We start from the raw sequence: 16,195 nt of genomic DNA on the forward strand, positions 1-16,195 counted from the left end.
TGTCGCCGCCACCATCATGCTCTGTAGTCGCATGATTACGCAACGTTGTCGGCGAAATCCAACATTCCGGACAGTCCCGGCTTCCCGGGCCTTCGACCGCCGCTTACCCCGTCGGAGTACGTGAAAACGCTGCGCGGGCTCCACCGATCGGTGGAGACTCGACGCGGTCACCCGCAACCTCGCGGCGGGGGTCGTGCGTTTAGCACAACGAGGTCGGCGCGCGCAGGAAATGGGGAAAGAACGCCCCGGCGCCCCTCGTTCCCTACTCGCGTACCCTGTCGAGGTGACCTGGATGCGGAAACGTGACCACAATGTCTTCACCAACGCCGCATCGCTACTGATCTGCGGCCTGCTGGCCGGTGTGGTGGTGGCGGCGGCGGCCTTCCCCGCGGTGGCGATGTCCGGCCTGGCGGCCAAGGCCGGCGCGGAGACCTTCGGAGCACTGCCCAAGGAGCTGACGGTGGCCCGCGCGCCACAGATCACCTACCTGCTCGCCAACGACGGCAAGACCCCGCTGGCGACCATGTACGACGAGAACCGGCGCGACGTGAAGCTCGCGGACATCTCCCCGAACATGCAGAAGGCGATCATCGCCGCCGAGGACCACGACTTCTACAAGCACAACGGCGTGGACATCAACGGCGTGGCGCGGGCCTTCGTCAACAACCAGTCCGGCACCAACTCGCAGCAGGGTGCGTCCACCCTGACCATGCAGTACGTCCGGCTGGCCATCGCCTACTCGGCCACCCACCCGGCCGACGTGGTGGCCGCGACCGAGGACACCAGCTCCCGCAAGATCCGCGAGATGCGGCTGGCCCTCCAGGTCGACAAGGAGTTCTCGAAGGACGAGATCCTCACCCGCTACCTGAACCTCGCCTCCTTCGGCAACGGCGCGTACGGCGTCTTCGCCGCCAGCCAGGTGTACTTCGGCAAGTCACCCAAGAATCTCAAGATCGAGGAGGCGGCGCTGCTGGCCGGCATGGTCAAGGCGCCCACCACCAACGATCCGACCACCCGCAGCGGCTACCCGCTCGCGCTCGACCGGCGTAACTACGTCATCGACAACATGATCAAGACGAAGGCCATCACCCAGCAGGAGGGGGACGCCGCCAAGGCGACCAAGCTGGTGGTGAAGGACAAGCGCACCCCGAACGGCTGCGTCGCCACCAACCAGAAGGACTGGGGCTTCTTCTGCGACTACTTCTACCGCTGGTGGCTCTCGCAGGAGACCTTCGGCTCCACCACGTACGACCGGGAGCGGCGGCTCAAGAGCGGTGGCTACACCATCACCACCACGCTCGACGTGCGGGCGCAGAACGGCGCCGACCGGGCCGTCCGCAAGAACCTCGGGGTGAACAGCAAGGCCGCCCGGATGGTCGCCGCGATCGAGCCGGGCACCGGTCGGGTACGCGCGCTGTCGGTCAACCGGAACTTCAAGATCGATGACCCGAAGAAGCCGGCGAACAAGCTCTCCAGCGACCCCAAGAAGGCCAAGAAGAAGATCCGGGGCAACTACCCCAACACGGTGAACCCGCTGCTCAGCGGCGGCCAGGGCATCGCCGGCTACCAGGCCGGCTCGACGTTCAAGATGTTCACCATGGTGGCGGCGCTGGAGAAGGGCATCCCGCTCGCCTACCCGATCAACTCGCCACCGGTGTTCAAGTCGGAGTACATCGTCGAGCAGAACTCGCCGGCCGCCTGCCCGGGGACGCACTTCTACTGCCCCAAGAACGCCTCGGCGAGCATGGCCGGCGTGCACAACATGTGGACCGCCTTCGGCAACTCGGTCAACACCTACTTCGTCCCGCTGGAGCAGCAGGTCGGCGCGGAGAACGTGATCAAGGCGGCGCAGAAGCTCGGCATCACCTTCCGCAGCAGCGACGACGCCCGCCGGGCCACCAAGGAGGGCGGCGCCAACCAGTGGGGCTCGTTCACCCTGGGCGTCTCCGCGACCACCCCGCTGGAGCTGGCGAACGCCTACGCCACCCTGGCGGCCGACGGGAAGTACTGCGAGCCGATCCCGGTGCAGCAGATCAAGGACCCGGAAGGCAACAAGCTCGACGTCGCCAACCCGCGCTGCGAGCAGCGGATCGCCACCGAGGTGGCCCGGGCCGCCGTGGACGCCGCCCGCTGCCCGGTCGGTGACCGGTCGTCGGTCTCCAAGTGCTCCGGTGCGACCGCCCGCAACGTCCGGGGCATCGTCGGCAAGCCGGTGGCCGGCAAGTCCGGCACCACCGACGGCGAGAAGACCTCCTCGCTGGTGGCGATGACCAAGCAGTTCGCGGTGGCCGGCATCATGGCCGACCCGGACTGGCCGCAGACCAACCAGCAGATGGGCCACGACACGGCGACCGGCATCAACCCGGCGGTCTACGAGACGCTGCGGGACGCCATGAAGGGCAAGCCCGGCATCGAGTTCACCCCACCCAACGGCAAGATCATCAATGGTGACCAGCGTTCCATCCCGAACGTGAAGTGCCAGTCGGTGGACGGTGCCCGGGGCAAGCTCAAGGAGGCCGGCTTCTCCGTCGTCGTCTCCGACAACAAGATCGCCTCGGAGTGCCCGGCCGGCACCGTCGCCGGCACCAGCCCCGACGGCCGCACCATCAAGGGCGGCGTGGTCACCATCGAGGTGAGCAGCGGCGGCGGCAGCACCCCGAACCAGGGCGGCAACACGCCGGGCGGGCCCGGCGGGCCAGGGGGCCGACCACCGAACGGCAACTGACCCGTACCGACGCCGACGGGCGGGCACCCCACACGGGGTGCCCGCCCGTCGCGTGTCCGACGTACCGGTGAGCGAACCGACCGGCGTGACGGTGGGTCAGAGGCCGAGCTGTCGGCGTACCTCGGCGGCGACGCGACCACCCTCGGCCCGGCCGGCCACCGCGGCCTGGGCCGCCTTCATCGCCGGGCCCATCTGGGACTTCTCGGTGAAGCCGCCTGCGGCCAGCGCCCCCGCGACCAGCTCCGTCAGCTCCTGCTCGGCGAGCTGCTTCGGCAGGTAGCGGTCCAGCACCGCACCCTCGGCGGTCTCCTTGTCGGCCTGCTCGGCACGACCGGCGTCGGCGAACGCGGCAGCCGCCTCCCGGCGCTTCTTCGCCTCCTTGGTCAGCACCGCGAGCACCTCGTCGTCGGAGAGCTCGCGCTTGGCCTTGCCGGCGACCTCGGCGTTGCCGACGGCGGCCAGCGCCATCCGCAACGTGGAGGTGGTCAGCTCGTCGCGCGCCTTGAGGGCGGCGCGCATGTCTGCGGTCAGGCGGTCCTTCAGCGTGCTCATGGACGGTCAAACTACCCTGGTCGGCATGCGAAAGCGCACACTATTCGGCCTCGCCGCCGGGACCGTCGCCGCCGGGGCGGCCACACTGGCGTACGCGTCCCTCGTCGAACGCAACATGTTCACCCTGCGCCGGTACGACGTGCCGGTGCTGCCGGCCGACGCCGAGCCGCTGCGCGTGCTGCACCTGTCGGACCTGCACATGATGCCCGACCAGCGGCGCAAGCAGCAGTGGGTGGCGTCGCTGGCCGCCCTCGACCCGGACCTGGTGGTGGTCACCGGGGACAACATGGCCCACCCCGACGCGGTGCCCGGAGTGCTGCGCGCCCTGCAACCCCTGCTCGACTACCCCGGCGCGTTCGTCTTCGGCTCCAACGACTACACCGGGCCGGTCTGGAAGAACCCGTTCACCTACTTCCTGCCCGGCCGGGAGTACACCGAGGGCGCCGCCCTGCCGTACGAGGAACTGCGGGACGTGCTCACCGGGGCCGGCTGGGCGGACCTCAACAACGCGCGCACCTCGATCAAGGCCGGTGGCCGCCTGGTCGAGCTGGTCGGCGTGGACGACCCGCACATCGAGCAGGACGACTACCCGGCCGTAGCCGGCCCGGTCACCCCCGCCGCCGACCTGTCCATCGCGCTCGCCCACGCCCCGGAACCGGCGCTGCTCGACCAGATGGCCGCCGACGGCTTCGGCCTGCTGCTGGCCGGGCACACCCACGGCGGTCAGGTCTGCGTACCCGGCTACGGCGCGCTGGTGACCAACTGCGGACTGCCCAGGGCGATGGCGAAGGGCCTGCACCGCTGGCCCGGCTCCGACTCCTGGCTGCACGTCTCGGCGGGCCTCGGCACCCACCCCACCGCCCCGGTCCGCTTCGCCTGCCCACCCGAGGCCAGCATCCTCACCCTCACCCCCCGCTGACCCCCGCTCTGCTGCCCCCCCCTGCTCTGCTGCCTCCACCGCTCCACCCCCATGATCGGATTGCCGTTTCGCGCAGTCGTGACGGCGTGTCGTCATCGTTTCGGCAATCTGATCATGGGGTTGGGCAGGCCGGGGCCGGGTACCGGCCTGGCCGTCGCCGGAGCGGGGGGTACCGAGTTTGATCGGCGGAGCGGGTGGGCTACTATTTCACCGCACGCCTCGGGGTGTGGCGCAGCTTGGTAGCGCGCTTCGTTCGGGACGAAGAGGTCGTCGGTTCGAATCCGGCCACCCCGACAGAGGTCAGAGGGCACATCCGATCCATGGATGTGCCCTCTAGTGCTTCTGTACAGCAGTGAAGTACAGCAGCGGTCAGCGCAAACTCTCGCCGAGGCGCTTGAGGGCGTCGCGGGTGGCGTCCGAGGACGCCTGCGAATAGATCTCCATCGTCACGGACACCTCGGCGTGCCGGAGCACCTGCATGATGACGCGCGGGTGCACGTCCAGGTCGACGAGCAGGGTCGCACAGGTACGCCGGGCGTCGTGCACGGTGATCTTCCGAACTCCGGCCCGGGTGCAGCGGGCGTCCCAGGAGCGGTTGAAGTTGCGCGGCTCGATGGGGGTCCCGTACCGGGTGGTGAACAGCAGCGGCGAGCCCTGCCAGGCGATCCCCGCCTGGTCGCGGTCGGCCTTCCTCGCGCTCTGGCGGAGGTCGAGTGCCGCCGCGCAGATGTCCGGCAGCGGGAGGGTGGCGTCCGAGGTCTGCGTCTTGGTCTCCCGGTGCAGCAGTTGGCCGCCGACCCGCTGCAACTGCCAGCCGATCGACAGCTCCCCCGCCGCCAGGTTCACGGCGTCACCGGTGAGGCCGAGCACCTCACCCTTGCGCAGCCCGAGGACCAGGATCAGCACGTACGCGGCGTAGAGCGGGTCGCGGTCGGCCCGCGCGGACTCCAGGAACCGACGGGCCTCGTCGCTGGTCCACGCCCGGCCCCGGCGGCGGCGGACCGGTGGGAGCTTGACCAGGGCGGCGGCGTTGCGGGTGACCAGTTCCTCGGTGGCCGCGTGGTTGAGTGCGGAGCGCAGCACGCCCCGGACGTCCTTGACGGTGCGGGCGGACGGCACGTCACCGCAGCACCGACCGAGCGCGCAGCAGCGCCGCCTGAGTTCCGGGCGGCGGGCGTCCTTGCCCTGGGCGCAGCACTGGCAGGCGCGGGCCACCTCGTTGATCCAGGTCTGCACGTCGCGCACCTGGAGCCGGTCGAGCCGCTTCCCGCCGAGGCCGGGGATCACGTACAGCCGGAGGATCGTCTCGTAGGTGGCGCAGGTCAGCGGCGCGAGGTTGGGGCGCACGACCTCCCGGTGCCAGTAGGTCAGGTAGTCGCCGAGGGTGGGAACCCGGGTGGCGACCGGCCCGGCCTTGGCCTGCTGGTGCAGCTTGATCCACTTGTCGTGGACGACCTCCCGGGTCGGGCCGTAGACGTACTTGCGGGTCCGCTTGCCGTCGGGCTTGGTGACCCAGACGTACGCGGCAAAGCCGTTGCGGTACGGGAAGATCGAGCCTTCGCCGTTGGCGCGGGTGCGGGCGGGCATCAGGCGGCCTCCTGCCGCTGGACCTGCTCGCGGACGTACTCGTCGACCCACTCGGGCAGGACGCGGCGGTACTTGCCGTCCTTGATGGAGCGCAGCTCGCCGGTGGCGATCTTCATCTTGACCTTGGACAGGCCGAAGCCGAGCAGCACGGCGACCTCGGCGGGCGAGTACCAGCGCGGGGTGAGGGGTCGGGTCATGCCGCCACCTCCGACCACGCCTGGTGGGCGAGTTCTTCGCGGCCGATGCGGTGGCGTTCCCGGCGTTGGGCGGCGGCGGTGTTGGCGAGCAGGGCGTCGCCGTCGGTCAGCCAGCCGGAGCCGACGAAGGCCAGCGTGCCGAGGGTGACCGTGCCGGCGGTGTCGTCGCTGTCGGCGGTGCCGGTGTGCTCGGTGCGGCGGTAGGCGGCGCGGGTGTCGCGGAGCAGGCCGAAGGTGACCGAGTAGCGGCGGGCTTTGGTGAGGAAGTGGCCGCCGTAGCCGAGCATGTGCGCCCAGCGGCGCAGCCCGGCGTAGGGGTTCGGTGTGGGGTCAAGGTCGCCTTGACGGTCTTTCGTCTTCCCGGCTGTGCGGGTGGTGTGCTGGTGGATGGGGCGGCCGAGTCGCCAGCAGGCGTCGATGAGGCGGGCGAGGTGGTCGCCTTCCGGGTCGGCGTAGGCGTCGACCGTGTCCGGGGTGAGTCGGGTGGAGCAGTGACCGGTGACCTCGGTGGACTTCGTGGCGTACTTGGCGAGGTAGGCGGCCACCCTGGCATCGGTCACGTCGCCGTCGCTGACGCCGATGCGGCGTACGTCGATCTGCTCGCCCCAGGCGATCGGCCAGCCCTGCGGACGGTCGGGGTGCGGCGGGGTGGTGACGGTGATCTGTCGGGTGGCGGCGTGGACGGCCGCGTCGAGGTCGTCGACGGTGATGCTGGCCGGCGGCGGGACCAGGGCGTGCCGGTCGTGGGGGTCGACGCCGTCGAGGCGCAGCAGGACATGGAAGTGCACCGCGCCCCGGCGCTGCATCTCGGCGACCTTGCCGTGGGACACCCGCACCGGAGGCACCCGCCGGATTCGGCCGGACTCGGTGGTGACCTGGACGTGGGGGATGCCGCGTTGGCGGCACACTGCGGTGAGGTGGCGTTCGATGGCCTGTTTCGTGCGCCGCCACAGCTCGCCCGAGAAGTGGTTCCAGACGGCCTGGTGGTTGTGGTCGTAGCAGTCCAGGCAGAGCGGTCGACCGAGCTGCGGATCGTCGGCGTCGTGGCGGGTGAAGCAGGCCGCAGACTGCCCGTGCGGGCAGGTGCCGGCGGTGCTCCGGGCGCGGCAGGGTGCGGGACGGCAGTCGCAGCGCCGCCGGCTGGCGCAGGTGTGTCGGGGGATGTGCCGGTGGTGCACCGGGCCGAAGGACGGCGCGGTGAAGGTGGCGAAGACGACCGGGTGCGCGCTGACGGTGGTGGGGATGGTCTTGCCGCCGGTCAGGCCGCAGCGGACGACCTGGAAGGCGTCACCGGCGTAGACCCAGGCGCAGTCGGGGCACTAGGCGGCACGGCGGTTGCCGCACGCCTTGTAGAGCGTCCGGTCGGGCAGCTCGTCGGTGTGCTGCTCGGCCAGGACCCGGCCGGTGCCGGGCTCGACGGCGGTGAGGGTGCCGGTCAGGCGGATCGGGCGGGTGCAGCCTCCGGCGGCGCGGGTGTGCTCCAGCCAGCCGAAGTAGTCCGGGGCGGCGGCGCGGTGCAGGGCTTGGGCGTCACGGCCGGCGGTGAGGGTGGACACGGTTCTCTCCTCAAAGGGGTGGCAGGGGACGGGCGACGAACTGCCACCGGACGCCGGAGCGGTGTCCGTCGGTGGTGTTCGTGGTGTCTCCTGGCACCGCCGGAGAGGGCGGCTCACGCCGGAGGGCGGGGCTGGCCGTCGGGCCGCGTGCCGCCGTTGAGCTGGGTTCTTGGATCTTGGGTGATGCCGGGACGGGTGGGGTGCCTGGTCGTCGGCTTCCGGTGGTTGCCGCAGGCGATCCCCACCCGTCGAGGTGCGCGATTCCGAGGGCCATCGTGGACGGCGGGAAGGCCGTACTGGGCCGCTCAGTGGGATTCCGGGCCGGCGCAGTGGCCGGTGCGATCGAGAGCCGGCGGGACGTGACCCGCATCAGCGGAAGGAAGACCGCTCGGCAACTCCGAAGTCGAGTTCAGCGATTTGGCGAGAAGGCCGCGCTGACGTGCTCGACGAGGGCCAGAGTAGCACCGGGTACTGACACGTCAACCCGCCGTGAACCCGCTGGGTAGCCGACTGCCGACCGGTGTGGGAGGACTTTCTGTACGTCTATCAAGGCGGCCCTGAACGGGCCGCACGCGCCGCCGCCTGGGCGCGCGTCCGTCGCTCCGCTGGCGCTCCGACTCCGGCCACGCAACACGCCCGGCGGCTGGCGCGGAAGGCGGGTAGCCCGGTGGGCCGCCGCATGACGACAGGCCGTTTGGGTGGGGGTGGTGGGCCGGCAGCTGGCCGGGCCGCGCGGCGAGCACCGCGCGGCGTAGGGGAGCGCACGCCGGGTCCGTCGGCGGCTGCCGGGTCGATGGCGGGGCTGCGGTTACTGCGCCTCCGGCGGGGGCGCTCCGGCTCCAGGATGGCCGGGGGTCCGTCGGCGGCTTGCGGTCCGTGGATGGTGGCGGTGGGAGCCATCCCGCCCACCGTCGACCCGGGCGAGCCGAGCAGACCACCGCCCGACCCGCCAGCGTCCGTACGAGCCGTCAAGGCCGTCTTGACGTGGCGGGTCGGGCGGGGGCCCGCTCCCCAGGAGGGCGGGTCGACGGCGAACGGGATGGCTGGGATGAAGGAACAGGTGCAGCCCCTGGCATCTAGAATTCTTTGGTGAGTAGGCCTCAGGGTAATTCAGGGCAAGACAGACTTTGGGAACGGTTCGAGCTAACGGTTCGCGATCTAGTCGCCAGCCTCGATCCCCAATCGACGGTGAAGCACAATCAGCGAGTGCAAGGTCGCTATAGCTGCGCATTGCGTCAGTTGGACGTATGGGTTCAAGGTAAAGTCGCCGGTCTGGATATATCTGTTGGTGTTGAGTGCAAGAAGCATGGACGCGTGATTGATGTCGGAACAATAGACGGATTCATTGGGAAGCTGCTCGATATTGGTGCCGACCGTGGCATCATCTACTCATACTCAGGATTCAGTGGCTCGGCGGTGACGAGAGCAATTGGCGCGAGGAACCCTGCCGTGCTTGCGGTTACCCTTGAGACGCCGCTAACCATGGACCGTTGGGCACCCGGCGACCCGCGCGACTCGGAAGTGGTCTCCGCTCGTTGGGCTGCCGAGATGGATGAGGATGACTATAGAGCCTTCCTTGAAGGGGGCGAGTGGTCCACATGGTGGTCCTAGTTGATAACCTACTGGGGCTAGAATAGCGTCATGGATCCCGTGTGAGAAATTTGGGAGCTTCCAGTTAGCCGCTTTCCGGGAGGTTCGGCAGCGACACTTCCCTCGTCAATCAGCAGGCGTACAGCGCTCAGCGTTTGTCCCGGGCGGAACATGGTCTTGTGGAGCGTGAAGCGACGTAGATCGTCTAGCGAGGCCTTCTGCCCTGGAAGGGTGGTCAGGTGTCCCAAGATCAGTCGCCGAAGCGGCCCGAGTTGTGGCTCTGGCCGAATGGGTAGGGTCTCCTGGTTCGGGTCTCGCGGGTCTCGATATCCGACGCCCTGGTAGGGGTCAACGCGCCAAATGGCGTCCTTCATCTTCTCGAATCCTCGGTCAGAATTCGTGCCGAAGACAAGGTAAAGAAGGTTCTTGCGTTCGTCTGCTAGCTCAAAATCTAGTACGAACTGAAAGCCGGCTTCGTTTAAGACTCGCCGGTATTGTGACTTGATGTACTGAGCTTTCTGGTTCTTGGGTTGCTCTTGAACGTCACGCCAGACCACCGGACCGAATACTCGGTCGCCGTAGTGGCGAGGGTTGGATGCAAACCTCCAGAACTGGCTGGGCTGTATGGTTACAATGGCTTCCCCTGCCCTGCTGTCCGCAGTCTTCTTTAAGATTTCAAAGTCGACGGCAGAGCCCCAAGTGTCGAGGATCAGCAGCAATGGCTTGTTCCAGACCCGATGCTTGTCAAGCAGAGGGATAAGATCGTCCCTGCAATTACCCTTTTGTGGGTCAACCACTAGGCCGCGAGCGGCAAGCTCAGCCTTGTCGAGGGTGCCAAGTTCGTGCAGAAGCCTGCTTCTCAGGTGGTCGAGCCTTGCCTGGTTATCTTCCAGAAGCAAGAAACGACCTTCTCTGCCTGGAATCGGCGGCGCGGCGCATCCGAGGGCCGATCTTAGCGCGAGGATCGGAGATCCCAGCGAGCCATCCTTATATTCTCCAGGGCCAGAGAAACCTTCGGCGTAGGTGACGCCCTTCGAGCCATAAGCTGACTGAAGCAGGATAGGGAACCAAGCGTCAAAGTAACTGCTGTACACGAGGTGCTTCGCGGCTGTGTGTGGGTCTCTGTCCCATAGCACTTCGTCAGACGTCGGCAACACTCCCCCTGTCTACGGCGCGCAGTTATCCCGCTACCGTAAGGCATGAGGGCTTTCTCGGCTACCCCGCTATCCGGTGGCAGGCGCGACTGCTGACAGCCGAGGCATCTCGTCCCAGGTCTCGCCATCAAGCTCTCGGCCGCCTGCCTTTGGCGTCCTGCCGCCCCATTGCTTGAAAAAGAAGGCAACAGCGTCCGATTGGCACTGGTCGCGGAGGTTGCGGACCCATGCGGGGTTGACGGGGCGGGCTCCTATCCCTGACTCGCCACCTGCGATGAGCCAGTGGATGCCCGTGAGGTCGAGGGGAGCAAGAGGGCCAAGAAGGGGCTCAGCCGAGATAAACCGTACTGCCGCCGGTACAGCCCTGAGATGATCAATTCGATCAACCTCAGAGGTATCTTCAACGCTGACACCCATCCAGAGGTTGTTCGGCCAGGTTAGACGAGGAGCAAGCTTGGCTAGCCGAGAAGCCCGTTTCGTGAGGACCTGGTAGGTGTGCTGGGGAGTTGCGGCAATGACTCCAAAGACTTGCTCGACGAAGTCAAAGGGCACCTTGGCGTGGAACAGGTCGCTCATCGAGTTGACGAACACGACCCGAGGCTCTCGCCAGCGCAGGGGGAGAGCCAGCTCCGCCGGGTGTACGGCAACCCCAAAGCCGGGCCCGGACGTCCGAGCGTCGCCGTCGGTCTGGTACTTGGGGGAGCCCATGGCCTTCAATCGCTTCGCCAGCCTAAGGGCGTAGCAGTGGTCACAGCCACGCGAGATGCGGTCGCAGCCGGTCGTTGGGTTCCAAGTCGCCTCAGTCCACTCGATGGAACTCTTATCTGCCATCAGCACACCCCCTTGCCGGATGACCCGATTCTGTCGAACATGTGTACGGAATGAAAGGTGTGTGGGCGAATTTTCTGCGGATTAGGCACAACCTGCCGCATCTGCCCCTGTGCAGCTTGACCGCGGTGATCATCTTGTCTGGCCCATGCCAGAAAGGTCGATTCCTGTCTTTGCGCAGCCGATGCCACAGACAGCGCCAGGATGTTCGATGGTTTCCTGCATGCTGCTTCGACCATGGTCGTACTCCTCTTCGCCCGCGCCCGGGTGCTTCAGCAGGCAAGCGGTGAAGTTCCCAAGACCGGCACTACGAGCACCTAGCCTCTGGCTACTAGCCGCCGGACCAGACCACACAGGACGAGACGTGGTCCGAGGCTACCAGTGCCCGTGAGATCGGCGGAGGACGCCAGAGCTGCTACCGCAAGGTGTACCCAGGCAGCGACGAGGCAGCAAGAAGGCAGCGCGAGCGTTGGTGAGGACCGGCCTCACAGGCGAGCGGACGATGCCCGGCACCTGCTCATCGACATGTGCTACCACTCCCTGGCAGCAGCCGACAGGTTCAGACCGGCCCCCCAGCGGGAGTCAGGCTGGCTTGCGTGCTGCTCTCTCCACTTCTTGCAGCACCAGTCCGAGGGTTTGTGAGCGGCGGTCTGCTGGCAGCGTCGCCCATGCTCGTCGGGCATACGCAAGTCCCCCGGACCGATCCCCGGACTTGGCCATCATGAGGGCCCGGTGCAGCTCGATGTGGGTGGCGAACCGGGTCAGCGCTTGCGGTCTGAGCCGGTCGGCGTCGGTCTGGGCCTGCTCGCCGGGACCGACCACGCCGAGTCGGGCGTAGAGCATCGACCGGAAGGTGGCCATGCGCCAGGCGGGTACGGCGGCGTCGGAGATCTCCCCGTCTGGTGAGGCGGTCTGGTCGAAGACCCGTCGTGCATCCTCGTCGGCCGTGATGGCTCCGCCGATGTCGCCTCGTCCGGCGGCGACGTGTGCGCGGGCCATCAGCGCCTGGAGGCGTCCCAGCGACGGACGGTCGGACAGGGCGATGGCCTCGTCGGCATACCGCTTGGCGACGGGTAGAGCCGCGCCTTCGTAGGCCAGGGCGATGGCGGCCCGGCCACGTACCCAGACCCGGACAGCCAGGTCGCCGGAGCGGTCGGCGGCGATCCGGGCGGTGTCGTACCAGCCGATCGCCTCGGTCGGGTCCTTGGTGGTCTTGCCGTAGGTGGTGAGTGCGCGGGCGGCGGTCGCCCACATCGTCGGGGAGTCGAGCTGCTGTTGCAGGACGACGAGGTCACTGGCAAGCCTGTTCTGAAGGCTGTCCGCGCCGATCTCCATGTAGTCGCGGCCGTACTGCTCGACCTGGTCGCGCCAGCGGTCTTCGCTGTCCCGTCGGCCGGCGAGGGCTGCGGTGAAGCCGGATCGGATCAGCTCGTTGGCGGCGATCGGGCCGATGGTGGCGGCTTGGAGAAGGTGCCTGCGTCTCACGTCCGGGTCTCCCAACGCTCGCGCGTAGGCGAGCACGATGTCCGGCGTCGCGGTCCGGCGTCCTGACTCGACGTTGCTCAGGTGCGAAGCCGAATAGCAGGTGCGGGCCGCGATGGAGGCCAGCGTCACGCCTGCCTCAGTACGAGCCTGCCTCAGTTGTGCGCCGAGGTCATCCATCGGAGCCCCCGTGAAAGGTCCTGAAAGCATCGAGCCACTTCCGAGCGTAGTCGTGGGATCACAAGAGTAGACACCAGACGTGGTCAGCGCGGCCGGTGCGACGACCGGGCTTGGTCACGTCGCTAGCCGGGCGCGGCGGCGTCGGTCCCCCCGAGAGCAGTGTCGCCGCGCCCTCTCTAACGGTGGAGGCGGGAATGAGCGGCGACGTTCCGGACCAGTCCAGGGGCGAGCAGATCCAGCAGGCGGAACGGGAAGCGGCTCGGCAGCGGATCCTCGCGCAGGCCGAGGCTGACCGGATACCGGCCGAGGAGACGGATCGGGCGGTGCCGGACCGACGGTGGCGTCGTGGACAGCGTTGACCTGCTGCCGGTCGGTCGTCGGGTGGCGTACTGGCGGGGACGGCGGAAGCTCTCCCAGCAGGTGTTGGCCGATCGGCTGGGTAAGTCGAAGAGTTGGGTGGACAAGGTCGAGCGGGGTGTCCGGGCGCTGGACAAGGTGTCGACGCTTCAGGACATCGCCGCCGTCCTGCGGATCGAGCCGGGCGTGTTGCTCGGCCGGCACGCAGAGCCGGCCGGAGTGACCGAGCGTGCCGAGGGTGTGGAACGGATCCGCACGGCCCTGACGACGTACGAGATCGCCTTGGCGCGCCCGAACACCCGCCGACCTGTACTGACAGCCGAGAGGCTGACGCGGGAAACCGCGCACGCTTGGACGGCCTTTCAGCTTGCCCGCTACCCGCAGGTGGTCGACCTGGTACCGGAGTTGGTGGCCGATGCGCAGCGCACCCACGCCCAGGATCCCCGTGCGGGGCGGGTGCCGCTGGTGGAGGCGTACCGGGTGACGGCGTCGCTGCTGGTGAAGCTCGGTGCCTTCGATGTGGCGTGGTTGGCGGTCGACCGGGCGATGACCGTCGCCACCGGTAACCGGGTGTTGGTGGCGGCCACTGCGGTGCAACTCGGTCAGGTGCTACGCGGCTCGGGACGGGCGCGGGTGGCGAAGTCGGTGATGCTGACCGCCGCGTACCGGATCGCCCCGCCCATGATCGAGAGCGGCCCACCAGCCGAGCTGTCTCTGTGCGGGACCCTGCTGGTACAGGCCGCCCTGGCCGCCGCCTGCGCCGGGGACGACCGCACCGCCGCCGAGCTGTTCGACGAGGCTGCGGAGATGGCAGCGCAGGTGGGAGACGGTCACGACCATCACCGGACCGGGTTCGGGCCAACGGCGGTGGAGCTGGCCCGGATCACCGTGGCGGTGGAGTTGGGCGACGCGGAGGCGGCCGTGGCCTGGCACGAGAAGGTGACCATGCGGGATGGCTGGCGGTGGCTGCCCGCCGAACACCGCGCCGCGTACCTGATCGACGTTGCCCGCGCCTACCTCCAGGCCAACGACCCGGTCAATGCCGGCCGGGTCCTGATGGAGGCCCACCGGACCGCACCGGCCGAGATCTATCATCGACCAACCGGCAGGGAAACCCTCGCCCAGGTCGCCCGCGACCCCGACGCACCGGCAACGATCACCCAACTCGTCGACCTGCTCGGAACGGGTTGAACGGTGACCGGTCCTCACCTGTCCCTGGCGCAGATCCGCAACCGGCTGATCCTCACCGCCCGTGCCGTCCTCCGCGATCACCAGCCCGGACCCGACGGCCGCTGTCCGATCTGCCGGACCGCAGGCTGCCCGGTGGCGACCGCCGCCCGCAACGTCCTGCGCTCGGCGGAAGAAGTACAGCAGCGAAGTACAGCAACCGAGCCCACCGCTCCCGACCCGGACGAGCCCCAGCAGGCTCCATGACCTCGGACAACACCCGACCCAACGGGCGTGCCGCACACTTCAAGACGAAGAGTTCTAGTTCCTCTGGCGACGGCAGCCAAGGAACTTGAATCGGAAGTCCCGCCGCTGGCGTCCGGGACGTCCCTACTGGGTAGCTTCCGCTTCGTCTCTACTTGGTCTTAACTCGGACACCTCGATTGGCGCCCCCGGCCCATGCCCTGATTGCACGGCCTGTCTAGCCTCAAAATCCTTAAACTTTTTCGCAAATACGTAGACGTAGTCGAGAATTGCTTCAGCCAGATCGAGCGCGTCGCGGGCGTCCGCTTTTGCGACGGATCCGCCAGCGTGAACAGCGTTATTTCCCAGAGAGCGTAGGCTCTGCATCCACTCGACCATGCGGGCATCCACAATGCCTCTCTCTGAGAGCTTTTGCAGTCTGTCAACCAGTCGGCCACGTGACAAGCCCTGATCTCCGCACATCATTTCGATGGTCTTCCGGACCATCGCCGCTGTCGCCGAATATGCGGTAGCATGGAAGCACTTTCTTGCTTCTAGATGCGTATCGCGCAAATCCTGTGGTATGGCTGCACTCAGCGGGCGATCGACTTCTGGCCACCAAACATGCGGCGTGCCTAGTCTCAGATCATAGTCGCCTTTGCGTGCGTCGAAGTAGAGGTCGAGTTCCTGCCAGACGACGAGGCCGTTGTCGCATTCATCGCACCACAAGAAGGACGCGACACCGTCAGCCACGTCGTGCTTCCGCCGGCCAACCACGACCGCAGCGCTAGGCTTTGCGCAATTGGGGCAAATGATGGCGACTGTCTCGTTGCCTGACACGGGTCAAACAATACGTTTCCCACTCTGCGCTAGCAACCTCCCGCGTAGCCCATCCGTTGTCGTGAGGTAGAGGATGTGGAGGGAATCTGCCGATTAATACGCCAGGGCTTTCAAGCGCATCGGGGTTGATCGGCCCGGTATATGTCCTGGTAGAGCGACGGGCGGCTTGGTAGAACCGGGGTGGCGCGTCCAGTAGCAGTAGGTGCCGCCTGACGCGCAGGTTAGGGGTACGGTGCGGATACTGGCGGGGTGGTGGAGAAGCAGGCGACGGAGTTGACCCGGTGGACCGTCCATGGCGAGCGGGTCGTGGACGACACCCGCCGGGCGCGGCTGAGCATCGCCGAGGTGGAGCTACCCGACGGGGTGCGCTTCGAGCAGTACGTGATCCGGGCTCCCCGGTCGGCCATGGTCGCCGTGCTGGACGATCGGGAGCGCCTGTTGTTGATGCGGCGGCACCGGTTCGTGTTCGACCGGTGGGTGTGGGAGTTGCCCGGTGGCTACGTCGACGACCAGGAGCAGCCGGCGCAGTGCGCCGTGCGGGAGGTCGAGGAAGAGACCGGCTGGCGACCCCAGGCGGTAGAGCCGCTGCTGTCCTTCCAACCCTGGGTCGGCACTGCCGACGCCGAGAACCTTCTCTTCCTGGCCCGGCACGCCGAACACATCGGCACACCCACGGACGTGAACGAGGCGGAGCAGGTCGCCTGGATTCCGCTCGAAGAGGCGTACGCGCTGGTGTCCCGAGGTGAGATCGTCGGTGCCGGCACGGTGATCGCGGTGCTGGAGCTGGTGGCGCGCAAAGCCCGGGGAGAGCTGTGACG

At 67.7% G+C, this 16,195-nt stretch carries 12 protein-coding genes, 1 tRNA gene and 1 pseudogene; 6 read left to right on the top strand and 8 right to left on the bottom strand.

Going from position 1 to position 16,195, the window contains the following annotated elements; genetic code table 11:
• Positions 1–292: 292 nt before the first annotated feature.
• Positions 293–2,725: a penicillin-binding protein gene (locus tag ACN268_RS20000; RefSeq protein WP_421484507.1), complete on the top strand. Its 2,433-nt coding sequence runs from the start codon at positions 293–295 to the stop codon at positions 2,723–2,725.
• A gap of 96 nt (positions 2,726–2,821) precedes the next feature.
• On the opposite strand, the gene ACN268_RS20005 is transcribed toward ACN268_RS20000, so the two are convergent.
• Positions 2,822–3,277: a GatB/YqeY domain-containing protein gene (locus tag ACN268_RS20005; RefSeq protein ID WP_421484508.1), complete on the bottom strand. Its 456-nt coding sequence runs from the start codon at positions 3,275–3,277 to the stop codon at positions 2,822–2,824.
• Between the two features lie 25 nt (positions 3,278–3,302).
• On the opposite strand from ACN268_RS20005, the gene ACN268_RS20010 reads away from it, so the two are divergent.
• Both ACN268_RS20010 and ACN268_RS20015 read left to right on the top strand, forming a co-directional pair.
• Positions 3,303–4,196, top strand: a complete 894-nt coding sequence (locus ACN268_RS20010; RefSeq protein ID WP_421484509.1) for a metallophosphoesterase — start codon at positions 3,303–3,305, stop codon at positions 4,194–4,196.
• 220 nt (positions 4,197–4,416) lie between these two features.
• Positions 4,417–4,490 (top strand) — tRNA-Pro (locus ACN268_RS20015).
• Between the two features lie 75 nt (positions 4,491–4,565).
• On the opposite strand, the gene ACN268_RS20020 is transcribed toward ACN268_RS20015, so the two are convergent.
• The 3 genes and pseudogenes from ACN268_RS20020 to ACN268_RS20030 all read right to left on the bottom strand — a co-directional run bounded on the left by ACN268_RS20020 (position 4,566) and on the right by ACN268_RS20030 (position 7,536).
• Positions 4,566–5,783: a tyrosine-type recombinase/integrase gene (locus tag ACN268_RS20020; RefSeq protein ID WP_421484510.1), complete on the bottom strand. Its 1,218-nt coding sequence runs from the start codon at positions 5,781–5,783 to the stop codon at positions 4,566–4,568.
• Positions 5,783–5,980, bottom strand: coding sequence for an excisionase family DNA-binding protein (locus ACN268_RS20025; RefSeq protein ID WP_204927039.1), 198 nt, complete (start codon positions 5,978–5,980; stop codon positions 5,783–5,785). Before ACN268_RS20025 ends, ACN268_RS20020 begins: the two co-directional genes overlap by 1 nt.
• Positions 5,977–7,536: pseudogene (locus ACN268_RS20030) on the bottom strand (replication initiator). The gene ACN268_RS20025 and the pseudogene ACN268_RS20030 overlap by 4 nt, the downstream one beginning before the upstream one ends.
• 1,089 nt (positions 7,537–8,625) lie before the next feature.
• Between ACN268_RS20030 and ACN268_RS20035 the strand changes: the two are divergent.
• Complete coding sequence (locus ACN268_RS20035) at positions 8,626–9,147, top strand: restriction endonuclease (protein WP_421484511.1); 522 nt, start codon at positions 8,626–8,628, stop codon at positions 9,145–9,147.
• A gap of 17 nt (positions 9,148–9,164) precedes the next feature.
• On the opposite strand, the gene tcmP is transcribed toward ACN268_RS20035, so the two are convergent.
• The 3 genes from tcmP to ACN268_RS20050 all read right to left on the bottom strand — a co-directional run bounded on the left by tcmP (position 9,165) and on the right by ACN268_RS20050 (position 12,770).
• Positions 9,165–10,283, bottom strand: coding sequence for a three-Cys-motif partner protein TcmP (gene tcmP / locus ACN268_RS20040; protein WP_421484512.1), 1,119 nt, complete (start codon positions 10,281–10,283; stop codon positions 9,165–9,167).
• 66 nt (positions 10,284–10,349) lie between these two features.
• Positions 10,350–11,111, bottom strand: coding sequence for a DUF5131 family protein (locus ACN268_RS20045; protein ID WP_421484513.1), 762 nt, complete (start codon positions 11,109–11,111; stop codon positions 10,350–10,352).
• Between the two features lie 579 nt (positions 11,112–11,690).
• A complete protein-coding gene (locus tag ACN268_RS20050; RefSeq protein WP_421484514.1) occupies positions 11,691–12,770 on the bottom strand; it encodes a helix-turn-helix domain-containing protein in 1,080 nt (359 codons plus the stop codon).
• Between the two features lie 345 nt (positions 12,771–13,115).
• Between ACN268_RS20050 and ACN268_RS20055 the strand changes: the two genes are divergently transcribed.
• Positions 13,116–14,318, top strand: a complete 1,203-nt coding sequence (locus tag ACN268_RS20055; RefSeq protein ID WP_421484515.1) for a helix-turn-helix domain-containing protein — start codon at positions 13,116–13,118, stop codon at positions 14,316–14,318.
• Between the two features lie 366 nt (positions 14,319–14,684).
• Here the strand turns inward: ACN268_RS20055 and ACN268_RS20060 are convergent, their stop codons facing one another.
• Complete coding sequence (locus ACN268_RS20060; protein WP_421484516.1) at positions 14,685–15,377, bottom strand: DUF4145 domain-containing protein; 693 nt, start codon at positions 15,375–15,377, stop codon at positions 14,685–14,687.
• Between the two features lie 249 nt (positions 15,378–15,626).
• Between ACN268_RS20060 and ACN268_RS20065 the strand changes: the two genes are divergently transcribed.
• Positions 15,627–16,193, top strand: a complete 567-nt coding sequence (locus ACN268_RS20065) for an NUDIX hydrolase (RefSeq protein WP_421484517.1) — start codon at positions 15,627–15,629, stop codon at positions 16,191–16,193.
• Positions 16,194–16,195: the final 2 nt, after the last annotated feature.

The organism is Micromonospora sp. WMMD735 (genome assembly GCF_049178995.1).
GTDB classification, from domain to species: Bacteria; Actinomycetota; Actinomycetes; order Mycobacteriales; family Micromonosporaceae; genus Micromonospora; species Micromonospora wenchangensis.

Coding starts and splice junctions, on each gene's coding strand:
- ACN268_RS20020 (WP_421484510.1), bottom strand. CDS start 5,783: ATGCCCGCCCGCACCCGCGCCAACGGCGAAGGCTCGATCTTCCCGTAC.
- ACN268_RS20050 (WP_421484514.1), bottom strand. CDS start 12,770: ATGGATGACCTCGGCGCACAACTGAGGCAGGCTCGTACTGAGGCAGGC.
- ACN268_RS20010 (WP_421484509.1), top strand. CDS start 3,303: ATGCGAAAGCGCACACTATTCGGCCTCGCCGCCGGGACCGTCGCCGCC.
- ACN268_RS20025 (WP_204927039.1), bottom strand. CDS start 5,980: ATGACCCGACCCCTCACCCCGCGCTGGTACTCGCCCGCCGAGGTCGCC.
- ACN268_RS20045 (WP_421484513.1), bottom strand. CDS start 11,111: ATGGCAGATAAGAGTTCCATCGAGTGGACTGAGGCGACTTGGAACCCA.
- ACN268_RS20005 (WP_421484508.1), bottom strand. CDS start 3,277: ATGAGCACGCTGAAGGACCGCCTGACCGCAGACATGCGCGCCGCCCTC.
- ACN268_RS20000 (WP_421484507.1), top strand. CDS start 293: ATGCGGAAACGTGACCACAATGTCTTCACCAACGCCGCATCGCTACTG.